The sequence below is a fragment of the Micromonospora sp. NBC_01412 genome, assembly GCF_045040215.1.
In the GTDB taxonomy this organism is placed as follows: domain Bacteria; phylum Actinomycetota; class Actinomycetes; order Mycobacteriales; family Micromonosporaceae; genus Micromonospora; species Micromonospora rubida.
Genome location: NZ_CP109528.1, coordinates 1,213,562 through 1,232,856, shown reverse-complemented (window position 1 = coordinate 1,232,856; position 19,295 = coordinate 1,213,562). Strand labels below are relative to the sequence as shown.

General features: G+C 71.9%; 23 protein-coding genes. 10 read left to right on the top strand and 13 right to left on the bottom strand.

The window, feature by feature from the left end; translation table 11 throughout:
• Positions 1 to 30: 30 nt before the first annotated feature.
• Together murA and nadA are read right to left on the bottom strand one after the other, a co-directional pair.
• Positions 31 to 1,386 (bottom strand): UDP-N-acetylglucosamine 1-carboxyvinyltransferase, encoded by a 1,356-nt coding sequence (gene murA, locus OG617_RS05275; RefSeq protein WP_405099177.1) that lies wholly within the window; start codon positions 1,384 to 1,386, stop codon positions 31 to 33.
• Between the two features lie 214 nt (positions 1,387 to 1,600).
• The gene (nadA, locus tag OG617_RS05270) at positions 1,601 to 2,797 is read right to left on the bottom strand and encodes a quinolinate synthase NadA (protein ID WP_405099175.1); all 1,197 of its coding nucleotides are present in this window, start codon (positions 2,795 to 2,797) and stop codon (positions 1,601 to 1,603) included.
• Between the two features lie 93 nt (positions 2,798 to 2,890).
• Between nadA and OG617_RS05265 the strand changes: the two genes are divergently transcribed.
• From OG617_RS05265 to OG617_RS05255, 3 genes are all read left to right on the top strand, one after another.
• Complete coding sequence (locus OG617_RS05265) at positions 2,891 to 4,027, top strand: glycerate kinase (protein WP_405099173.1); 1,137 nt, start codon at positions 2,891 to 2,893, stop codon at positions 4,025 to 4,027.
• 240 nt (positions 4,028 to 4,267) lie between these two features.
• Entirely contained in the window at positions 4,268 to 4,639 is a 372-nt protein-coding gene (gene erpA / locus OG617_RS05260) for an iron-sulfur cluster insertion protein ErpA (protein ID WP_161690397.1), read from the top strand.
• Between the two features lie 274 nt (positions 4,640 to 4,913).
• Positions 4,914 to 5,891, top strand: coding sequence for a carbohydrate kinase family protein (locus OG617_RS05255; protein WP_405099171.1), 978 nt, complete (start codon positions 4,914 to 4,916; stop codon positions 5,889 to 5,891).
• Between the two features lie 63 nt (positions 5,892 to 5,954).
• Here the strand turns inward: OG617_RS05255 and OG617_RS05250 are convergent, their stop codons facing one another.
• From OG617_RS05250 to OG617_RS05230, 5 genes are all read right to left on the bottom strand, one after another.
• A complete protein-coding gene (locus tag OG617_RS05250) occupies positions 5,955 to 6,452 on the bottom strand; it encodes a GNAT family N-acetyltransferase (protein ID WP_405099169.1) in 498 nt (165 codons plus the stop codon).
• 11 nt (positions 6,453 to 6,463) lie between these two features.
• The gene (locus OG617_RS05245) at positions 6,464 to 6,679 is read right to left on the bottom strand and encodes a hypothetical protein (protein ID WP_405099167.1); all 216 of its coding nucleotides are present in this window, start codon (positions 6,677 to 6,679) and stop codon (positions 6,464 to 6,466) included.
• Positions 6,676 to 7,203: a hypothetical protein gene (locus OG617_RS05240; protein WP_405099165.1), complete on the bottom strand. Its 528-nt coding sequence runs from the start codon at positions 7,201 to 7,203 to the stop codon at positions 6,676 to 6,678. The genes OG617_RS05245 and OG617_RS05240 overlap by 4 nt, the downstream gene beginning before the upstream one ends.
• A 118-nt stretch (positions 7,204 to 7,321) precedes the next feature.
• Positions 7,322 to 7,549: a DUF397 domain-containing protein gene (locus OG617_RS05235; protein ID WP_405099163.1), complete on the bottom strand. Its 228-nt coding sequence runs from the start codon at positions 7,547 to 7,549 to the stop codon at positions 7,322 to 7,324.
• A 15-nt stretch (positions 7,550 to 7,564) separates the two neighbouring features.
• Positions 7,565 to 8,131: a DUF5753 domain-containing protein gene (locus OG617_RS05230; protein ID WP_405099161.1), complete on the bottom strand. Its 567-nt coding sequence runs from the start codon at positions 8,129 to 8,131 to the stop codon at positions 7,565 to 7,567.
• 120 nt (positions 8,132 to 8,251) lie between these two features.
• On the opposite strand from OG617_RS05230, the gene OG617_RS05225 reads away from it, so the two are divergent.
• The gene (locus OG617_RS05225; RefSeq protein ID WP_405099159.1) at positions 8,252 to 8,533 is read left to right on the top strand and encodes a hypothetical protein; all 282 of its coding nucleotides are present in this window, start codon (positions 8,252 to 8,254) and stop codon (positions 8,531 to 8,533) included.
• Position 8,534: 1 nt separating this feature from the next.
• Here OG617_RS05225 and OG617_RS05220 read toward each other — a convergent pair whose 3' ends face one another.
• Complete coding sequence (locus OG617_RS05220) at positions 8,535 to 8,795, bottom strand: sulfurtransferase TusA family protein (protein WP_405099157.1); 261 nt, start codon at positions 8,793 to 8,795, stop codon at positions 8,535 to 8,537.
• The gene (locus OG617_RS05215) at positions 8,792 to 9,943 is read right to left on the bottom strand and encodes a cysteine desulfurase family protein (RefSeq protein WP_405099155.1); all 1,152 of its coding nucleotides are present in this window, start codon (positions 9,941 to 9,943) and stop codon (positions 8,792 to 8,794) included. Before OG617_RS05215 ends, OG617_RS05220 begins: the two co-directional genes overlap by 4 nt.
• Positions 9,944 to 10,111: 168 nt before the next feature.
• Between OG617_RS05215 and coxB the strand changes: the two genes are divergently transcribed.
• Together coxB and OG617_RS05205 are read left to right on the top strand one after the other, a co-directional pair.
• On the top strand, positions 10,112 to 11,083 hold the full coding sequence (gene coxB / locus OG617_RS05210; RefSeq protein ID WP_405104116.1) for a cytochrome c oxidase subunit II: 972 nt from the start codon (positions 10,112 to 10,114) through the stop codon (positions 11,081 to 11,083).
• 10 nt (positions 11,084 to 11,093) lie between these two features.
• A complete protein-coding gene (locus OG617_RS05205; RefSeq protein WP_396682668.1) occupies positions 11,094 to 11,519 on the top strand; it encodes a cytochrome c oxidase subunit 4 in 426 nt (141 codons plus the stop codon).
• Between the two features lie 260 nt (positions 11,520 to 11,779).
• Here OG617_RS05205 and OG617_RS05200 read toward each other — a convergent pair whose 3' ends face one another.
• The 4 genes from OG617_RS05200 to OG617_RS05185 form a co-directional block, all read right to left on the bottom strand.
• Entirely contained in the window at positions 11,780 to 11,983 is a 204-nt protein-coding gene (locus OG617_RS05200; RefSeq protein ID WP_405099153.1) for a hypothetical protein, read from the bottom strand.
• A 229-nt stretch (positions 11,984 to 12,212) separates the two neighbouring features.
• Positions 12,213 to 13,259, bottom strand: a complete 1,047-nt coding sequence (gene trpD / locus OG617_RS05195; protein WP_405099151.1) for an anthranilate phosphoribosyltransferase — start codon at positions 13,257 to 13,259, stop codon at positions 12,213 to 12,215.
• Between the two features lie 142 nt (positions 13,260 to 13,401).
• Positions 13,402 to 13,797 carry a hypothetical protein gene (locus tag OG617_RS05190; RefSeq protein WP_405099149.1) on the bottom strand — a complete coding sequence of 132 codons (396 nt, stop codon included), beginning with the start codon at positions 13,795 to 13,797 and terminating at the stop codon, positions 13,402 to 13,404.
• Positions 13,798 to 13,902: 105 nt separating this feature from the next.
• On the bottom strand, positions 13,903 to 14,880 hold the full coding sequence (locus OG617_RS05185; protein ID WP_405099147.1) for a cytochrome c oxidase assembly protein: 978 nt from the start codon (positions 14,878 to 14,880) through the stop codon (positions 13,903 to 13,905).
• 108 nt (positions 14,881 to 14,988) lie between these two features.
• On the opposite strand from OG617_RS05185, the gene OG617_RS05180 reads away from it, so the two are divergent.
• The 4 genes from OG617_RS05180 to OG617_RS05165 all read left to right on the top strand — a co-directional run bounded on the left by OG617_RS05180 (position 14,989) and on the right by OG617_RS05165 (position 19,281).
• Positions 14,989 to 15,588: a heme-copper oxidase subunit III gene (locus OG617_RS05180; RefSeq protein WP_387023613.1), complete on the top strand. Its 600-nt coding sequence runs from the start codon at positions 14,989 to 14,991 to the stop codon at positions 15,586 to 15,588.
• A 72-nt stretch (positions 15,589 to 15,660) separates the two neighbouring features.
• Positions 15,661 to 16,497, top strand: coding sequence for a cytochrome c (locus tag OG617_RS05175; protein ID WP_405099145.1), 837 nt, complete (start codon positions 15,661 to 15,663; stop codon positions 16,495 to 16,497).
• 67 nt (positions 16,498 to 16,564) lie between these two features.
• Positions 16,565 to 17,659, top strand: coding sequence for a ubiquinol-cytochrome c reductase iron-sulfur subunit (locus OG617_RS05170; protein WP_405099143.1), 1,095 nt, complete (start codon positions 16,565 to 16,567; stop codon positions 17,657 to 17,659).
• Positions 17,656 to 19,281, top strand: a complete 1,626-nt coding sequence (locus OG617_RS05165) for a cytochrome bc complex cytochrome b subunit (RefSeq protein WP_405099141.1) — start codon at positions 17,656 to 17,658, stop codon at positions 19,279 to 19,281. The genes OG617_RS05170 and OG617_RS05165 overlap by 4 nt, the downstream gene beginning before the upstream one ends.
• Positions 19,282 to 19,295 lie beyond the last annotated feature (14 nt).

The window sequence follows — 19,295 nt, the reverse complement described above, 5'->3', positions numbered from 1 at the left end:
GGTTACGGTCGAACCCGGCGGTGAGCCCGGTTACGGCCGCTCGACATGGGCGCCCAGGTCGGCCAGCTTGGCCTCGAAGTCCTCGTAGCCCCGGTTGATCAGGTCGACGCCGTACACCCGGGAGGTGCCCTCGGCGGCGAGCGCGGCGATCAGGTGGCTGAACCCGGCGCGCAGGTCCGGGATGACCAGGTCGGCCGCGTGCAGCTTGCTCGGGCCGGCGATCACCGCGGAGTGCTTGAAGTTGCGCCGGCCGAACCGGCACGGGGTGCCGCCGAGGCAGTCGCGGTAGACCTGGATGTTGGCGCCCATCGTGTTCAGCGCCTCGGTGTAGCCGAGCCGCTGCTCGTACACCGTCTCGTGGACGATCGACAGGCCCCGGGCCTGGGTCAGCGCCACGACGAGGGGCTGCTGCCAGTCGGTCATGAAGCCGGGGTGCACGTCGGTCTCCAGCGCCACGGCGTTCAGCTCGCCGCCCGGGTGCCAGAACCGGATGCCGCCCTCCTGGCCCGGGTCGCCCAGCTTCGGCGGCCGGGCGTCGGTCACCTCGTACTCGCCGCCGACCGAACGGAAGATGTTCAGGAAGGTCATCATGTCGGCCTGCTGCGCGCCGAGCACCTCGACGTGGCCGCGGGTGGCCAGCGCCGCCGCCGCCCAGCTCGCCGCCTCGATCCGGTCCGGGATCGGCCGGTGGGTGTAGCCGTGCAGCTTCGGCACGCCCTGGATCTCGATCACCCGGTCGGTGTGGACCTTGATGATCGCGCCCATCTTCTGCAGGATGCAGATCAGGTCGATGATCTCCGGCTCGACCGCGGCGTTGCGCAGCTCGGTGACGCCCTCGGCCATCACGGCGGTGAGCAGCACCTGCTCGGTCGCGCCGACGCTCGGGTACGGCAGGGCGAACTTGGTGCCGTGCAGCCCGTTCGGGGCGGACAGGTGCAGCCCCTCCGGGGTCTTGTCGACCGTGGCGCCGAACTCGCGCAGCGCCTGGAGGTGGAAGTCGATCGGGCGCGGCCCGATGTGGCAGCCGCCCAGGTCCGGGATGAACGCGTGGCCGAGGCGGTGCAGCAGGGGCCCGCAGAACAGGATCGGGATGCGGCTGGAGCCGGCGTGCACGTTGATCTGGTCGGTGCTGGCGCTCTCGACGTTGGCTGGGTCGAAGACCAGCTCACCGGTCTCCGCACCGTCGGTGACCTTGACCCCGTGCAGGCCGAGCAGCCCGCGGACCACCTCGACGTCGCGGATGCGCGGCACGTCGAACAGCCGGCTGGGGCTGTCGCCCAGCAGGGCGGCGACCATCGCCTTGGAAACCAGGTTCTTCGCGCCGCGCACGCGGATCCGCCCTTCCAGCGGAGTACCTCCGTGTACGACCAGGACGTCGTCGGTCAACGCAACCTCCAGCGCGTCGGGTGCTGCAGTGTTTGTGATGATGCGGGAGTTGTCGGTGGTACCCGCGATGCGGCCGGCGGTAAACGGATCCGCGCGCGTCGTCGCCCCGGCAGCATAGCCCTCGGTGACCAGAGTGGATGCGGTCACATCGCCCCCGAGGGCATGAAACGGGGTGTCACGTGCGCAAACGCACCCAGAATGTCACACAGGGTGGTCAGGCTGTCGGCGCTACGGGGTCGGCGGCGGGGAGGGCCAGCATCTGGTCCAGCGCCACCCGGGCGTGGTGCGCGGTGTCCGGGTCCACCGTGATCTGGTTCACCACCCGGCCGGCCGCCAGCTCCTCCAGCGCCCACACCAGGTGCGGCAGGTCGATCCGGTTCATCGTCGAGCAGTAGCAGACCGCCTTGTCCAGGAACATGATCTGCTTGTCCGGGTGGGCCAGCGCGAGCCGGCGCACCAGGTTCAGCTCGGTGCCGATCGCCCACGCCGAGCCGGCCGGGGCGGCCTCGACGGCCTTGATGATGTACTCCGTCGAGCCCACGAAGTCGGCGGCGTTGACCACCTCGTGCCGGCACTCCGGGTGCACCAGCACGTTCACCCCCGGCACCCGCTCGCGGACGTCGTTGACGCTGTCCAGGGTGAACCGGCCGTGCACCGAGCAGTGCCCGCGCCACAGGATCATCTTCGCGTCGCGGAGCTGCTCGGCGGTGAGCCCGCCGTTCGGCTTGTGCGGGTTGTAGAGCACACAGTCGTCGAGCGAGAGGCCCATCTCCAGCACGGCGGTGTTGCGGCCCAGGTGCTGGTCGGGCAGGAACAGCACCTTCGACCCCTGCCCGTACGCCCAGTCCAGCGCCCGCTTGGCGTTGGACGAGGTGCAGACCACGCCGCCGTTGCGGCCGACGAAGCCCTTGATGTCAGCCGAGGAGTTCATGTACGTCACCGGGACGGTGTCCTGCGCCACGCCCAGCTCGGTCAGCACGTCCCAGGCGGTCTCGACCTGGGACAGCACCGCCATGTCGGCCATCGAGCAGCCGGCGGCCAGGTCGGGCAGGACCACCTTCTGAGCGGCGGTGGTGAGGATGTCGGCGCTCTCGGCCATGAAGTGCACGCCGCAGAAGACGATGTACTCCGCGTCCGGCCGGGCCGCCGCCTCGCGGGCCAGCTTGAACGAGTCGCCGGTCACGTCGGCGAACTGGATCACCTCGTCGCGCTGGTAGTGGTGGCCCAGCACGAAGACCCTGTCGCCCAGCGCCGCCTTCGCCGCCGCGGCCCGGGCCACCAGGTCGGGGTCGCTGGGCGCCGGCAGGTCGCCCGGACATTCCACGCCACGTTCGGTGGCGGGGTCGCTGCCACGGCCGAGCAGCAACAGGGCCGTCGCGGTGTCGGATGGTTCCGCCCAGGTCGAAGTCACGCCCTCATGGTTCCACAGCCGGGAGCACGCGGCTCGTAGCGGTGTGGGCTGCCGCACTGCCTCGTGCGATGGGGCCCTGCCACACTGCTCGGCATGCGCGTGCTGCTCTGCCCCGACAAGTTCGCCGGCACGCTGCCGGCTCAGGAGGTCGCCGCGGCGGTGGCCGAGGGCTGGCGGGAGGTGGCCGGCGGGGACGACCTGCTCATCCGCCCGCTCGCCGACGGCGGCCCCGGCTTCGTCGCCGTCCTCGCCGAGGCGCTCGGCGGGCGCCGGGTGCCGGTGCCGACCGTCGACCCGCTCGGCCGGCCGACCGACGGTGAGATCCTGCTCACCGACGACGGCACGGCGTACCTGGAGAGCGCCCAGGCCTGCGGCCTGCACCTGCTCGCCGCCGCCGAGCGCGACCCGAAGGCCACCACCTCGTACGGGCTCGGCGCGCTGGTCACCGCCGCGGTGGAGCACGGCGCCCGGACGGTGGTGATCGGGCTCGGCGGTTCGGGCACCAACGACGGCGGGGCCGGCCTGCTCACCGCGCTCGGCGTCACCGCGCTCGACGAGACCGGCCGGGCCCTGCCGTACGGCGGGGCGGCGCTGGCCGGCATCGCCGGGCTGGACGGCGCGCCCCGGCTGCGCGGCGCCACCCTGGTCGCCGCCACCGACGTGGACAACCCGCTGCTCGGGCTGCACGGCGCCAGCAGCGTCTACGGCCCGCAGAAGGGCGCGACCCGTTCCGACGTGCTGCTGCTCGACGCCGCGCTGGAGCGCTTCGCCGACGTGCTGGAGCGGGACCTGCCCGGCTGCCCGGCGGGCCTCGGCGCGCTGCCCGGCGGCGGTGCGGCCGGCGGCCTCGGCGCGGCGATCCTGGCCCTCGGGGGCCGGTGCGAGTCCGGCATCGGCCTGGTCACCGAGGCCATCGGGCTGTCCGCCGCGCTCGACGCGGTCGACCTGGTGGTCACCGGCGAGGGCTCCTTCGACCACCAGTCGCTGCGCGGCAAGGTCGTCGCCGGGGTGGCCGGGGCCGCCCGGGACCGGGGGGTGCCCTGCGTGGTGCTGGCGGGGCAGGTGAGCACCGGGCGGCGCGAGGCCGCCTCGGCCGGGGTCACCGACGCGTACAGCCTGGTGGAGCACTTCGGCGGGGAGGAGCGCGGCGGGCTGGACGCGGCGCTCAGCCGCCCGGCGGAGGGGCTGCGCCAGCTCGGCGCCCGCCTGGCCCGCCAGTGGAGCCGCTGAGCGCCGGCCGGACGCTTCCGCTTCCCACCTATCCTCCTAGGACGACTCACCGGGTGTGGTCGGGACCGTGACGGCCGGACCAGGGGCCGATCCGGGCCTGACCCGGGGCCGGGTCACGTCGATCGGGTGCTCCGGGCCGGGGCGGCGTACCATCGGGTCTGCGACCACATCGGGAATCACTGGACGACGCGAGACGTTGGCCAGTGCGTCCAGACCCAGACCGCGCAGGGAGATTTCCACGTGACCACGCCAGCGCAGACCGAGTCGACCGAGTCGACCGAGGCCCCTACTTCCATCGTCCTCACCGACGTCGCGGCGCAGAAGGTCAAGGCCCTGATCGAGCAGGAGGGCCGCGACGACCTGCGGCTCCGGGTGGCGGTGCAGCCGGGCGGCTGCTCCGGCCTTCGGTACCAGCTCTTCTTCGACGAGCGTTCGCTCGACGGTGACGTCGTCACCGACTACGACGGCGTCGAGGTCGTGGTCGACCGGATGAGCGCCCCCTACCTGTCCGGTGCCACGATCGACTTCGCCGACCGGATCGACGCCCAGGGCTTCACCATCGACAACCCGAACGCGGGCAGCTCCTGCGCCTGCGGCGACTCGTTCAGCTGAGTCGACGCCCCACGGCCGATGCGGCAGCGGGGCCACCCCCGGCCGGGGGTGGCCCCGCTGTCTCTTTTTTCGGACGGCTTCACCCTCCGCAGCCGCCCACGGGTGCCGTCGCGGTGGGCAGACCAGGGCGGATCCGGTCCCCGGCGGACGCCGGCTGGCCGGCCGGCGACGCGGGGTCGAGCGGAACGTGAACGATCTCTCTTCGACCCGGGACCACGACACCGGATGGCCCGGTAGGCTGACCCGCGCCGTGCTCCCGACCACGAGGGTTGACATGAAGATCGCCGTGACCGGCTCGATCGCGACCGACCACCTGATGAGCTTCCCCGGCCGGTTCGCCGACCAGCTCCTCGCCGACCAGCTCGACAAGGTCTCGCTGTCCTTCCTCGTGGACGACCTGGTGCTTCGCCGGGGTGGGGTGGCCGCCAACATCGCCTTCGGCATGGGGCAGCTCGGCCTGAGCCCGATCCTGCTCGGCGCGGTCGGCGCCGACTTCGCCGACTACCGCTCCTGGCTGGAGCGGCACGGCGTCGACTGCGACTCGGTGCACGTCAGCGAGGTGGCGCACACCGCCCGGTTCGTCTGCACCACCGACACCGACATGTGCCAGATCGCCTCCTTCTACGCGGGCGCGATGAGCGAGGCACGCAACATCGAGCTGGCCCCCGTCGCGAAGCGGCTCGGCGGGCTCGACCTCGTGCTGGTCGGCGCCAACGACCCCGCTGCGATGCTGCGGCACTCCGCCGAGTGCCGCGAGCGCGGGTACGCCTTCGTCGCCGACCCGTCCCAGCAGCTCGCCCGGATGGGCGGCGATGACGTGGTGGGCCTGATCGACGGCGCCGAGTACCTGATGACCAACGAGTACGAGAAGTCGCTGCTGCAGAGCAAGGCCGGCCTCACCGACGCGCAGCTGCTGGACCGGGTGAAGGTCCGGGTGACCACGCTGGGCAGCAACGGCGTGGAGATCGCCAGCCGGGACTTCGACACCATCCACGTGCCGATCGCCCGGGAGACCCGTGCGGTCGACCCCACCGGCGTCGGGGACGGCTTCCGGGCCGGCTTCTTCGCCGCGCTCTCCTGGGGCCTGGGTCTGGAGCGGTCCGCCCAGGTCGGCTCCCTGCTGGCCACCCTGGTGCTGGAGACCGTCGGCACCCAGGAGTACGAGGTGCGCCACGACCTGTTCGTCAAGCGGCTCGCCGAGTCGTACGGCGACGTCGCCGCCGACGACGTCCGGCCGCACCTGCTGCCGTAGGCCCGGCCGGCGCGGCACGCTCCACGCAGTCGCCAGACACGATCCAGGCACCGCCTCGGCGTGTCACGAGGCGCGCGGCAGCGCCAGCCAGTCCTGCCAGGTGATGTCGCGGCCCAGATGACGGGGCTGCCGGAAGGGCCAGTCGGCGGCGATCCACTGCGGCACCAGCGCGTCGAGCGCGCGCTCGACCTCGCCGCCGACAAGGTCGTCCACCACCCACCAGGAGACCTCGCCGTCGGAGCCGGTGCGCTCGGGCGGGTCGATGTAGACACAGCCGAGGATCCCCGTCTCCTCCTCGTCCAGCAGCGCGTAGTTGAACGACTGGTGCGCGGCTATCTCCTTCTCGTGCCGCAGCAGGTCGATGCGGTCCTCTTCATAGGTCATCGTCTCCTTGGGCCAAGCCCAGGCCGGGCCGAAGATCTCCCACAAGCGCTCTCGAGAGCCCATGACGGCGGGGTAGTCGAGCGCGGTGTCCGCCTCCCGGATCGGCCGCAGGTGAAGCGCGGTGTTGGGCACGGGCACGTAGACGGGATGGACGAAGTCGTCAGGCAGCCAACTCATGAGGGCCGAGGCTACAACCGGTCGGCGCGGGCGCTACGGCTCAGCCCCGCCACCATCCGCGACTTCGACCAGGAGTTGACGGCGATGGTCGAGCGCGGGTTCACCCCGGTGCTGGCGTTGCACACCCGGATGGCCTCGCCGACGACTAGCCGCTGGACCGGGTCAAGATCCAGGTGCCCACGCTGGGCAACGGCTGCCCTCGGCCGTGCCGGCACATTCGCTGTCACTCGTCCTCGTCGTCGTACTCCCAGTGCGGCTCGGGTGACACCTGCCAGAGACAGATCCGGTAATGCTCCACGCCCGCCAGGGCCGCACCGATGGGGTCGGTATCACCCGGACCGCCCGGCTCCACGCGTTTCTCCCGTAGCTGCCGTACCCGAGTGCGGCCGTAGCCGCACACCCGCACCCCGTACGTGCCGGGACCGGCCGGAAGATCCACGCCGCGCTGGAACATGTCGTCGACCGAATACAGCACACTGATCAACCCGCCGGGCACCTCGAGCTGCCCGTCCCGCAGAAGATCAGCGGAATCGTCCGCGGCCGGCGCCTCGTCGAACACCTCGATCCGCACGTCGATGCTGACCAGGTCGGCTACCACGCGCACCATCACCGCGTTCGTCGCCCAGCCGACTACCTCCCGGCTCGCGGCGGAGATCGCCGTGGCGAAGTTCTCCGACTCCTCGCAGGTCGGATCGTGGAACCCGAACATGCAGTAGTTGGCACTGACCACCGTGCGCCAGACCAGACCCATGGCAAGCCCGTCCCGTCAGAGCGGAGATCGGATAGATCTTGGAAGATTTCGGCCCCTGGAAGGGCCGTTTGCTTCCAAGATCTCCCAGTTCGGGGTGGCCGCAGCGGTGAGCGGGGGGCTAGCGTCGCGCGTCCGCAGCCTGCGGCGGGGCGACGGTGCCCGAGGCGGTCGCGGCGATGAACGCGGACCACTGGCGGGACGGGAAGACGAGCGTGGGGCCGGACCGGTCCTTGCTGTCGCGCACCGCCATCAGCTCGGGCAGGACGGCGCACTCCACGCAGTCGCCGTTGTTGGCGCTGCGGCTGCTGGTGAACCAGTGGGCGGCGGCGAGGTCGGGGGTGGGCATGGTGGCCTCCGAGGGTTAGGCCGCGCCGGCCAGCTCCCGGATCAACGCGCGCGACTCGGCGGGGGATAGGGCGACCTGGCGCAGGTTGTCGGCCACCATGTTATAGGTCCGGACGCCGTCCGGGTCCTGCACGTACATCGCCCCGTCGAGCACCTCGGTGTAGGCGATCGGCCGGACGTGGGCGAAGTCCAGCACCACGAACTTACCCAGCGGCGTTGCGGCGTGCGGCCCGTCCTCGGGGCGGAGCACCTGGACGGTGACGTTCGGCAGCTCGGACATGGCGGCCAGGTGTGCGAGCTGGGCCCGCCGGGTCTCGTCGCCGTTGACCCGCAGCCGGAGCGCCGCCTCGCCGACCACCGCGTGCAGGGTGAGCGGCTCGTCGTCGGTGAGCCGCCTGGCCCGGGTCTGCCGGAAGGACACGAAGCGCTCGGCGTGGTCGGGGCGGACGAACCCGGTGCCGAGGGTCAGCGCCTGGGCGTACTCCTCGGTCTGGAGCAGGCCGGGGATGACCATGGACTCGAACACGAACGCGGAGTCGGCCAGCCCTTCCAGGCCGACGTACGTCTTGAACCAGTCGGGCATCACGGCGGCCCACGGCGCCCACCAGGTCTTGGCGTCGGAGCGGGTGGCGAGCGTGGTGAGCCGGTCGATCGCGGGTTGGTCGGCCCCGCAGGCCCGCAGGACGTTGGCTGGAGGTGGCTCGTGGGCGAGACGACGGTCGAGCAGTTCGGCACGGACGAGGAGTTCCAGCAGGCACTCGTGGAGCTGGCCAACGACTTCGCCCCCCGGCGGTTCGCCATCTGCGAGGAGCACGGCGACCGGATCGACGGGGAGGTCTTCGCCTGGGGCCTCGCGTTCACCGAAGGCGCGCTGGTGTGCGACGACGCTCGCTCCCTCACCGGTCACTTCCGTGATGCGGGGAGCGCGGTGCGACTCTTCGCCAGGACCGGGCGGCGGCTGCGCCTGATCTGGATCGACGAGTAGGTCAGTGGGCGCGGCGGACGTCGTAGCCGGGGCCCTCGGGGTGAGCGGCGACGAACTCCTGGCCGCGCATCCGGCACCAGGCCGGGATGTCGACGGCCGCCGCCGGATCGTCGGCGAGCACCCGCAGCACCGCGCCGACCGGCAGCTCCGGCAGCCGTCGGGCCAGCCCGATCACCGGCAGCGGGCAGCGCTGCCCCCGACAGTCCAGCACCCCGTCCGGCGCCCCGCCGTCCTGCCTTGCCCCCTCGCCCGGCCCGGTCAAAGCCCCACCACCCCCGCCTCGGCGCGCAGCTCCGCGACGATCCCGGGCAGCTCGGTGAGGAACCGCTCCACGTCCGCCCCGGTCGTCTCCCGGTGCAGCGACACCCGCACGTTGCCGTGCGAGAGCACCCCCATCGCCTCCAGCACGTGCGACGGGCGCAGCGTCGACGACGTGCAGGACGAGCCCGAGGAGACCGCGAACCCCCGGCGGTCCAGCGCGTGCAGCAGCGCCTCGCCGTCGACGTACAGGCAGGAGAAGGTGACCAGGTGCGGGAGGCGATCGACCGCGTCGCCGACCACCTCCACGTCCGGCACCTCGGCCGCCACCCGGGCCCGGATCCGGTCCACCAGCGGGGCCAGTCGGGCCGCCTCGGCCGCCGCGTCGGCCGCCGCCGCGCGCAGGCTCGCCGCCGCCGCCACGACCGCGGGCAGGTTCACCACCCCGGGGGTACGCCCCGACTCCCGCTCGTCGGCCGGCCACGGCGACTCCCACCGGGTGCCCTTGCGCACCACCAGCAGCCCGACGCCGGGCGGCCCGCCCCACTTGTGCGCGCTGGCGGTCAGCACCGACCAGCCGCCCGGCACCGGGGCCCGCCCGACGAGCTGGGCCGCGTCGACGTACAGCGGCACCCCGGCGGCGGCGCACGCGGCGGCGGCCTCGGCCACCGGCTGCACGGTGCCCACCTCGTGACTGGCCCCGATCAGGGCGGCGAGGGCCACCCCCGGGGCGGCGACCGCCGCCGACCAGGCGGCCGGTTCGACCCGGCCGAGCCGGTCCACCGGCACGCTGGTCGCCGTGCCGCCCGCCGCGACGTGCCACTCGGCGGCGTGCAGCACGGCCGAGTGCTCGATCGCCGAGTGCACCAGCGTCCCGCCCGCCCGGCGCCGCCCGGCCAGGCCGCCGAGCACGGCCGAGTGCGCCGCGGTCGTACCGCTGGGGGTGAAGGACAGCTCGTCGGCGCGGACACCGAGCGTGGCCGCGGCGGCCTCGCGGGAGGCATCGAGCAACTGCCGGGCGCGGCGGGCCTGCGTGTAGAGCCTGGCCGGGTCGGCCCAGCCGTCGTCGAGGGCGGCCAGCAGGGCCTGCCGGGCGACCGGATGCAGCGGCGCGGCGGTGGCCGCGTCCAGGTAGACCAGGGGTGCGCTCACGGCTCCGACGCTATCGCGCCGGTATCCTCAAGATCCCCCCGATGGGGGTGGACAGTGACCCCAACACGGTCAGGCCCGTCATGGTCGAGTAATCTGCGACCGTCGGTGACGCCTTTGCCGCTGGTCGGGGACAACAACCACCGCGGCGCGCTAGGGAGGCAGGACCAGGTGGTCGCAAGGAGTTCGGAGGTACGGCAGTCCGCCGTACGGCACAGCGCTTCTCCGGGAGTCGGTGGACGCCGGCGGCGTGGTGCTGGTCGGCTCGCCGGGCTCGGCCTCGGCGGCGCGGCGCTGCTGGTCCTGCTCACGGGCTGCGACGTCGGCAAGACGTTCGGCGGCTTCGGCTGGCCGCAGGGTGGCATCACGCCCGAGTCCCACCGGATGTACGACCTGTGGATCGCGTCCTGCATCGCGGCGCTCGCGGTCGGCGTGTTCGTCTGGGGCCTGATCTTCTGGTGCGTGGTGCGCTACCGGAAGCGGGGCAACGACCTGCCGGTGCAGACCCGCTACAACATGCCGATGGAGTTCCTCTACACGATCGCCCCGATCCTGATCGTGTCGGTGCTCTTCTACTACACGGCGGTCGTGCAGACCGACGTGACGAAGACGACGAAGAACCCGGACGTCACGGTCGAGATCGTCGCCTTCAAGTGGAACTGGCAGTTCAACTACCGCGACGGCCAGGGCAAGGACGCGAACACCGTCGCGTCGGTGCTCGGCACCAGCGAGGTCATCCCGATCCTGGTCCTGCCGACCGGCCAGTCCATCCGGTTCGAGGAGACCAGCAAGGACGTCGTCCACTCCTTCTGGGTGCCGGAGATGCTGTTCAAGCGGGACGTCATGCCGGGCAACATCCGCAACGTCTTCGAGGTCTCCAGCCTCGACGCCGAGGGCGCGTACGTCGGCCGCTGCGCCGAGCTGTGCGGCAGCTACCACGCGTTCATGAACTTCGAGCTGCGGGTCGTCTCCCCGGAGCAGTACGACCAGTTCCTGGCCGCCAAGCGGGACGGCAAGTCGACGCAGGAGGCGCTCACCGCGATCGGTGAGGACCCGTACGCCTCCACCACGCAGCCGTTCAACACGCGGCGCGACACGGCCAACTTCAACCCCGACGACGTTGCCGCCGGCGCGGGAAGCTGAGGGAGCGGGCATGAAGACCGAGTGGCGTATCTTCCTGGTCATCGCCGGGTTCCTCTTCGGCGTGACGGTCCTCTACGGCGCCTGGACGTACGGCGCCGACGGACATGTCGAGTGGATCGGCACCGTCGCCCTGCTGCTGTCGTTCCTGCTCTGCACGATGTGCGGTGGCTTCTTCTGGTTCGTCTCCCGCCGCATCGACCTGCGGCCGGAGGACCGGCCGGACGGCGAGATCGCCGACGGCGCGGGCGAGATCGGCTTCTTCAGCCCCGGCAGCTACTGGCCGTTCGGGCTGGCGCTGTCCGCCGCGATCGCCGGTCTCGGCCTGGTGTTCTGGCAGTTCTGGCTGGTCGGCCTGGGCCTGGTGTCGGTTGTCTTCGCCGCCTGTGGCCTGCTCTTCGAGTACTACACCGGCACCCGGCGCACCGCCGAGCACTGACCGGCGACCCGGCACTTCCGGAAGCCCGTGACCCCTTCGGGGGGCGCGGGCTTCCGTGTGTCCGCCCCCCGCCCTGCCGGGGTGCGCGCAGGTCAGGTGACACGCCGACGCGATGGCGGGGGCCGTGCCGGTTCAGGCCGACGCGACGGCGGGGCGCGCGGTGGCGGTCAGGCCGACGCGATGGCGGGGGCGCGCGATGGCGGGGGCCGTGCCGGTCAGGCCGCGCGGTGGCGGGGCTGGCGGTGGCGGGGTCGCGCCGGTCAGGCCGCGCGGTGGCGGGGTGCGCGGTGACGGCGGCCGGCGGGCTGGGTGGCCGGGAAGGTGAACGTGCCGATCATCACGGCCGTGCCGCAGCCGGTGCAGGCCAGCTCAGGGCAGTCGGCCCCGTGGCCGTCGGCGCACGGTGGCGCCTCGAACGGCTGCACGCCCTCGCAGGTGTCGCAGTAGAGCTCGCGGTCCGACACGGGCGTCTCCTCTCGTTGCTGGACGCCGTCGTGGTCGCGCGGTGCCGTCGGGCGGCTGACCGGGGACCCACGGGGACGTCGGACGGCCTGGTGGCCGGCGTGTGCCGACGTGGTGGCCGGCGGCCCGACCGGCGGTCGGGCCGGAACGGGCATCGGAAAACTACTCGGATGTAGTTTCCCACGGAGGTCCGACACGTCCGCCGGTGCCTCGGCCGTTCGGCCGCGGTGGTCAGGCGGAGCGGGCGATCTCGATCCAGCGGTCCAGCGAGGCGGCGGCGGCGCCGGAGTCGATCGACTCGGCGGCCCGGGCCATCCCGGCGCGCAGCGCCTCGACCAGGTCGCCGTCGAGCGGGCCCTGGGTGGCCAGCGCGGCCGCGGCGTTGACGAGCACCGCGTCCCGCACCGGGCCGGTCTCGCCGGCCAGCAGCCGCCGGGCCACGCCGGCGTTGTACGCCGCGTCCCCGCCCCGCAGCTCGGCGAGGGTGGACCGGGGGACCCCGAGGTCGGTGGCGTCCACCAGGGCCTCCCTGACGGTGCCTGCCTGGGCCACCCAGACCCGGGTGGGCGCGGCGGTGGTGAACTCGTCGAGGCCGTCCTCGCCCCGCAGCACCAGCACCGAGTCGCCCCGACCGGCGAAGACGGCGGCCATCACCGGCGCCATCCGCAGGTCGAAGCAGCCGACCGCGCCGGCCCGGGGCCGGGCCGGGTTGGTCAGCGGGCCGAGGAAGTTGAAGAAGGTGGGCACGCCCAGCTCACGCCGGGTCGGGCCGGTGTGCCGCATGCCCGGGTGGAACCGGCCGGCGAAGCAGAAGCCGATGCCGGCCTCGGCCACGCACCGGGCCACCCCCTCGGGGGACAGGTCCAGCGGCAGGCCCAGGAACTCCAGCAGGTCGGCTGTGCCGCACAGGGACGAGGCGGCCCGGTTGCCGTGCTTGACCACCCGGACCCCGGTACCGGCCACCACGAGGGCGGCCATCGTGGAGATGTTCACGGTGTGGGCGAGGTCACCGCCGGTGCCGACCACGTCGAGCGCGGACGTCCGCAGTTCCTCCGGCAGCTCGACGGGCACCGCCTCGCCGAGCATCGCCTCGACCAGCCCGGCCAGCTCGGCCGGGGTCTCGCCCTTGGCCCGCAGCGCGACGGCGAAGCCGGCGATCTGCGCCGAACCCGCCGAGCCGGCCATGATCTCGCCCATCGCCCAGGCGGTGTCCGCGGTGGAGAGTTCCTCGCCGCGCAGCAGCGCGGAGATCAGGTGCGGCCAGGTCCGTTCGCCCATGGCGGGCCTCCCGATCGGGCGTGGGGTGCGGGGACGGGTGGTGACCGGCGTGGGCCGGCGCGTCGGGCCGGGCGTCGCCGGTGGCGCCGGGCGCGGTGGCTCAGGCCGGGGAGCGGTGGCTCTCAGGCCAGGCCGCAGTGGCTCAGGCCGCGGCGCGGCTGCGCAGCAGCTCGGCCACGGTGGTGCCGGTGGTCACCGGGTCGAGCGGGTGCACCAGGGTGGCGTCGACCTCGGCGTACGCGGCCAGCCAGCGGTCGGCGGCGCGGGCGATCACCAGGCAGGTCGGGGGGGCGTCGTCCCGGTCGTCCTTGATCTGCCGGGCGATGCCGAGGCCACCGCCGGGGCTCGCCTCGCCGTCGAGCAGCATCAGGTCGATCTCGTACTCGTCGACCACCCGGATGCACCCGGCGTAGTCGGACGCGTCGACGAACTCGATCTGCAGCCCGGGGGCGGGCCGGGTGCCGACGGCCAGCCGCATCCGGTCACGGACCTGCGGGTCGTCGCTGTAGAGCAGGACGGTGCAAAGACGATCGCTCATCGCTGGCTGGCTCCCACCTCGTAGCTGCCCGCTGATCGTACCCGCCGCCGCCGGCCCGTCGACCTTGCGCCCACGCGGCGCGGTCGGCGTACCGGAAAGGGCAGGTCAGGAGGCTGTTTCCGCTGTTCCCGCCGCCTCCGCGGCGCGCTGCCGGGCCTCCTGGCGGTCCAGCTCGCGGTCGAGCCGGCGGGCCTCCCGCTCGGACTGGCGTATCCACTGCGCCACCAGGACCGCGAGCATCGTCACACTGACGAACTCGCCGCCGGCCCACAGGACCCCGCCGGCGACCACCTGGTCGTCCCAGGGGTTCGACCAGGTCAGGCCGAGCGACGGGTACCAGTCGCCGCCGAAGAGCGTGGTGCTCTGCATGATCGTGAGCCCGAGCACGGTGTGGAACGGCACCGACAGCACCATCAGCAGCGCCCGGCCCGGGTACGGCCACCGGCCGGGCAGCGGGTCCAGCCCGAGCAGCGGCCAGAAGAACACGCAGCCGGTCATGATGAAGTGCGCGTGCACCAGCTCGTGCGCCCAGGCGTGTTCGAGGGTGTAGCCGTACAGGTCGGTGAAGTAGAGCGCGAAGGGGTTCACCACGAAGATGGCGAACGCCACCAGCGGGAAGCTGTAGATCCGGGCGATCCGGCTGTGCACGATCGCCAGCAGCCGCTTGCGCGGCCGGACCGGCAGGGTGCGCAGGGCCAGGGTGATCGGGGCGCCGAGGGCCAGGAAGATGGGCGAGACCATCGACAGCACCATGTGCTGCACCATGTGCACCGACAGCAGCGCGGTGTCGTACGCGTGCAGGCCGCTGACCGTGACCGCGGCGATCCCGCCGAGGCCCGGGCCGAGGAAGAACACCGTACGGGCGACCGGCCAGCGGTCCCCGCGCAACCGGAGCCGGTGCACTCCGTAGAGGTACAGCCCGGCGGCGAGCACCAGCCCGAGGGCCAGCCAGCTGTCCAGCCGGGTCTCGGTGAACACCCGGGCGACGGTGAACGGCGGCGGAAGCGGGTCGCCGCCGGCCGCCACGGCCTGCGGTGCGGCGACCGCCGAGGTGGCGGCGAAGATCGAATCGACGTGCAGCACGCTTTTCAGGCTAGGCCAGGCGAACCGGACCGCCACGATCGGGCCACCTGTGCCGCCGGTTTGCCCCCCGGCTGATCGCCGGCCGTGGTCAGGGGCAATAATGACCGCGTGACTGCGGCCCCAGCCATTGACAAGAGCCGGATCCACTCTCTGACACGGCCGAACATGGTCAGCGTCGGGACGATCGTGTGGCTCTCCAGTGAACTCATGTTCTTCGCGGCGTTGTTCGCGATGTACTTCTCCATCCGCGCGGCAGCGCCGGAGCAGTGGGCGAAGCACACCGAGCACCTCAACATCCCGTACGCGACCACCTTCACGGTGATCCTGGTGTTGTCCTCGGTGACCTGCCAGCTCGGTGTGTTCGCCGCTGAGAAGGGTGACGTCCACGCCCTCCGGCGTTGGTTCACGATCACCTTCGTGATGGGTCTGATCTTCGTGCTCGGTCAGGTGAACGAGTACCGGACCCTGGTCCACGAGGGCGTGAAGATCAACGCGGACGGGTACGGGTCGATGTTCTACCTGACCACCGGGTTCCACGGCCTGCACGTGACCGGCGGTCTGATCGCCTTCATCATCTTCATGATCCGCACGACCATGGGCCGGTTCACCCCCGCCCAGGCCACGTCGGCGATCGTCGTGTCGTACTACTGGCACTTCGTCGACGTCGTGTGGATCGGCCTCTACGCCATGATCTACTGGCTTCAGTGATCATGGCGCGTCACGAACCGCGCCGCTGCCCCGTCCCCTGAGACAAGGTCCCACCGGTTAAGGACACAGGTCATGACTTCTGACAACGACCGCCGACGCGGTCTGCTCGCGCGGCTGCGCGGCGAGCGGTCCGCGGGGCGCAGCAGGGGCCGCCGCCGGCTGGGCGCCGCGTTCCGGCTGATCGCCGCGCTGACGCTGGCCGGCGGCGCCTACACCGTCTTCGCCCCCGGCGTGCAGGCGCAGGAAAACCCGCCGATCACCGGCGCCGCCGCCGAGGGCAAGGCGCTGTTCGACGTGAGCTGCGTGTCCTGCCACGGTCGCAACGCGCAGGGCGTCGAGGGTCGTGGCCCGAGCCTGGTCGGGGTCGGCGCGGCCTCGGTCGAGTTCCAGGTCGGCTCCGGCCGCATGCCGATGGCCCGCCAGGAGGCGCAGGCCATGCGCAAGCCGCCGGTGTTCACCGACGAGGAGGTCCGCCAGCTCGGCCAGTACGTCCAGGAGCTCGGCGGCGGCCCGCAGGTCCCCGAGGGCGACCTGCGCGAGGGCGCCAACCTGGCGACCGGCGGTGAGTTGTTCCGGATCAACTGCTCGCAGTGCCACGCCTTCGGTGGTGGCGGCGGCGCGCTGTCCTCCGGCAAGTACGCGCCGAGCCTGCGTCCCGCCACCGACCGGCAGATCTACGCCGCCATGCTGAGCGGCCCGCAGAACATGCCGGTCTTCGGGGACAACCAGATCACCCCGGAGCAGAAGGCGGACATCATCGCCTACATCCAGGGCACCCTGAAGGCCGACCAGGATCAGGGTGGCTTCAACCTCGGTCGGTACGGGCCGTCCACCGAGGGACTGGCGATCTTCCTGGTCGGCATCGTCGCGCTCGTCTTCGCCAGCCTGTGGATCGCGGGCAAGTCGTGACCGAGCGGATCATTCGATTCAGCGCTGTGGTGCCGCAGCCCGGCACCGCCCGTAGCGAGGTGACGGCATGAGCACCCAGACCGAGCACCAGGCCCACCAGGGCCCGGAGCCGATCGACGTCCACGATCCGCGGCTGAGCCGGTTCGACATCGTCCGGGAGGGCGCGCGTCGGGACGACATCGAGATCGTCCACTACGAGGAGCAGGTCGTCCCCGGCAGCCGGGCAGAGCGGCGGCTGACCCGCACGGTCGCCGCGATGTTCCTGCTGACCGGCCTGGCCGCGACCGCCTTCCTGATCATCTACATCTGGTGGCCGTGGAAGTACGAGCCGGGCTCGGGCGGGGACAAGTACTACACCCCGCTGCTCGGCCTCACCCTCGGCCTCGCCCTGCTGGGCGTCGGCTTTGGCATCCTGACCTGGGGCAAGAAGCTGCTGCCCAAGGAGGTGTCGATCCAGGACCGGCACGTGGAAGACCCCGACGCGCCGGAGAGCCGCAAGATCACCGGCGAGACGATGCTCTTCCTCGCCGACGAGCTGGGCGTGAAGCGCCGCCCGCTGCTGGGCATCTCGCTGCTGGCCGGCCTGGCTCCGGTCGCCGCGGTCGCCGCGGCGCCGCTGGTCGGTGGCCTGATCTCCAACCCGCACAAGAACAACCAGATGTTCACCACCGGCTTCGCGCCGGTCGGGGGCAAGAAGATCCGGCTGGTCCGCGAGGACGGCCGGCCGATCCGCCCGGCCGACGTCAGCGTCGGCGGTCAGCTCACCGTCTTCCCCGGCATCGAGCACGGGGTGAGCAACAAGCACGCCGACTCGCCGACGCTGCTGATCCACCTGCGCGAGGACGACGCCCAGCAGTCCCGGGCGGCCAACGCGCGGCCGGACATCCGCCACGGCGACTACATGTGGGGCAACTACGCGGCGTACTCCAAGATCTGCACGCACGCGGGCTGCCCGGCGAGCCTGTACGAGCAGCAGACCAACCGTCTGCTCTGCCCGTGCCACCAGTCCCAGTTCCTGATCACCGACAATGCGCGGCCGGTCTTCGGCCCGGCCAGCCGGCGGCTGCCGCAGCTGCCGATCGAGGTCGACGAAGAGGGCTTCTTCGTGGCGCGGTCGGACTACACCGAGACCGTCGGGCCTGACTTCTGGGAGCGGCCGTGAAGCGTCGTAAATTGGACATGGCGTCCGTGCCGGGCAAGGCCGCGGTGGGGATGGACGAGCGGCTCCAGGTCTCCACCCCGCTGCGCAAGCTGCTGAACAAGGTCTTCCCGGACCACTGGTCGTTCCTGCTCGGCGAGATCGCGCTGTTCTCGTTCGTCGTGCTGCTGCTGACCGGTGTCTTCCTCACCTTCTTCTACGAGCCGGCGATGACCGAGGTGGTCTACAACGGCAGCTACGCCCCGCTGCGGGGCACGCCGATGTCGGCCGCGTACGCCTCCAGTCTGGACATCTCGTTCGACGTCCGCGGTGGCCTGATCATGCGGCAGATGCACCACTGGTCGGCGCTGCTGTTCATGGCCGCGATCGTCGTGCACATGCTGCGGGTCTTCTTCACCGGCGCGTTCCGCAAGCCGCGGGAGACCAACTGGATCATCGGCTCGCTGCTGTTCTGGGTCGGCTTCCTGGCCGGCTTCACCGGCTACTCGCTGCCGGACGACGGCCTGTCCGGCACCGGCCTGCGGATCGCCTCCGCGATCATGCTGTCGATCCCGGTGATCGGCTCCTGGGTCACCTCGTCGATCTTCGGCGGGGAGTTCCCGGGCGACATCATCATGAGCCGGTTCTTCATCGCCCACGTGCTGCTCATCCCGGGTCTGCTGGTGGCGCTGATCAGCGCCCACCTCGGCCTGGTCTTCAAGCAGAAGCACACCCAGTGGCCCGGCCCCGGCCGGACCAACGACAACGTGGTCGGCGAGCGGATGTTCCCGCGGTACGCGTTGAAGCAGGGCGGCTTCTTCATGGTCGTCTTCGGCGTGATCGCCCTGATGGGTGGTCTGTTCCAGATCAACCCGATCTGGTACTTCGGCCCGTACGAGGCGTGGGTGGTCTCGGCCGCCAGCCAGCCCGACTGGTACGTCATGTTCCTCGACGGCTCCACCCGTCTCATGCCGGCCTGGGAGATCAACATCCCGATCGGCGACGGGTACGTCATCCCGCCGCTGTTCTGGCCCACGGTCGTGCTGCCGGGCATCCTGGTCGGCCTCTCCACGCTCTACCCGTTCGTGGAGGCCCGCCGGCTCAAGGACACCCGCACCCACAACCTGCTCCAGCGCCCCCGGGACGTCCCGGAGCGGACCGCGATCGGCGCGATGGCGTTGGCGTTCTACGTCGTGCTCACCCTCTCGGGTGCCAACGACGTGATCGCGGACAAGTTCCAGATCAGCCTCAACGCGATGACCTGGGCGGGCCGGATCGGCCTGCTGGTCCTCCCGCCGCTGGCGTACTACGTGACGTACCGGCTCTGCCTGGGCCTGCAGCAGCACGACCGGGAGGTGCTGGCCCACGGCGTGGAGACCGGCATCATCCGGCGGCTGCCGAACGGCCGGTTCGAGGAAGTCCACCAGCCGCTCACCGCGGCGGGCGACGACGGCCACGGCGAACTGGAATACATCGGCTGGGTGGTGCCCAAGAAGATGAACCGGCTCGGCGCCCTCGGCCCGGCCATCCGGGGCTTCTTCTACCCGATCGAGAAGCCGGCCGAGGCGCCGGTCTCGCCGGGGCACCCGCCGGTCGAGTCCCGGCCCGAGCGGGAGGAGATCGGCAGCGGCGAGAGCCGCCGCTGAGCCGCCGAGACACC

What these genes read in the sequence shown, in the direction of transcription:
- OG617_RS05265 (WP_405099173.1), top strand. Translation starts at nt 2,891, where the DNA reads ATGCGCGTGCTGCTCTGCCCCGACAAGTTCGCCGGCACGCTGCCGGCT.
- OG617_RS05255 (WP_405099171.1), top strand. Translation starts at nt 4,914, where the DNA reads ATGAAGATCGCCGTGACCGGCTCGATCGCGACCGACCACCTGATGAGC.
- OG617_RS05250 (WP_405099169.1), bottom strand. Translation starts at nt 6,452, where the DNA reads ATGAGTTGGCTGCCTGACGACTTCGTCCATCCCGTCTACGTGCCCGTG.
- OG617_RS05240 (WP_405099165.1), bottom strand. Translation starts at nt 7,203, where the DNA reads ATGGGTCTGGTCTGGCGCACGGTGGTCAGTGCCAACTACTGCATGTTC.
- OG617_RS05235 (WP_405099163.1), bottom strand. Translation starts at nt 7,549, where the DNA reads ATGCCCACCCCCGACCTCGCCGCCGCCCACTGGTTCACCAGCAGCCGC.
- OG617_RS05230 (WP_405099161.1), bottom strand. Translation starts at nt 8,131, where the DNA reads ATGCCCGACTGGTTCAAGACGTACGTCGGCCTGGAAGGGCTGGCCGAC.
- OG617_RS05205 (WP_396682668.1), top strand. Translation starts at nt 11,094, where the DNA reads ATGAAGACCGAGTGGCGTATCTTCCTGGTCATCGCCGGGTTCCTCTTC.
- trpD (WP_405099151.1), bottom strand. Translation starts at nt 13,259, where the DNA reads ATGGGCGAACGGACCTGGCCGCACCTGATCTCCGCGCTGCTGCGCGGC.
- OG617_RS05190 (WP_405099149.1), bottom strand. Translation starts at nt 13,797, where the DNA reads ATGAGCGATCGTCTTTGCACCGTCCTGCTCTACAGCGACGACCCGCAG.
- OG617_RS05175 (WP_405099145.1), top strand. Translation starts at nt 15,661, where the DNA reads ATGACTTCTGACAACGACCGCCGACGCGGTCTGCTCGCGCGGCTGCGC.
- OG617_RS05170 (WP_405099143.1), top strand. Translation starts at nt 16,565, where the DNA reads ATGAGCACCCAGACCGAGCACCAGGCCCACCAGGGCCCGGAGCCGATC.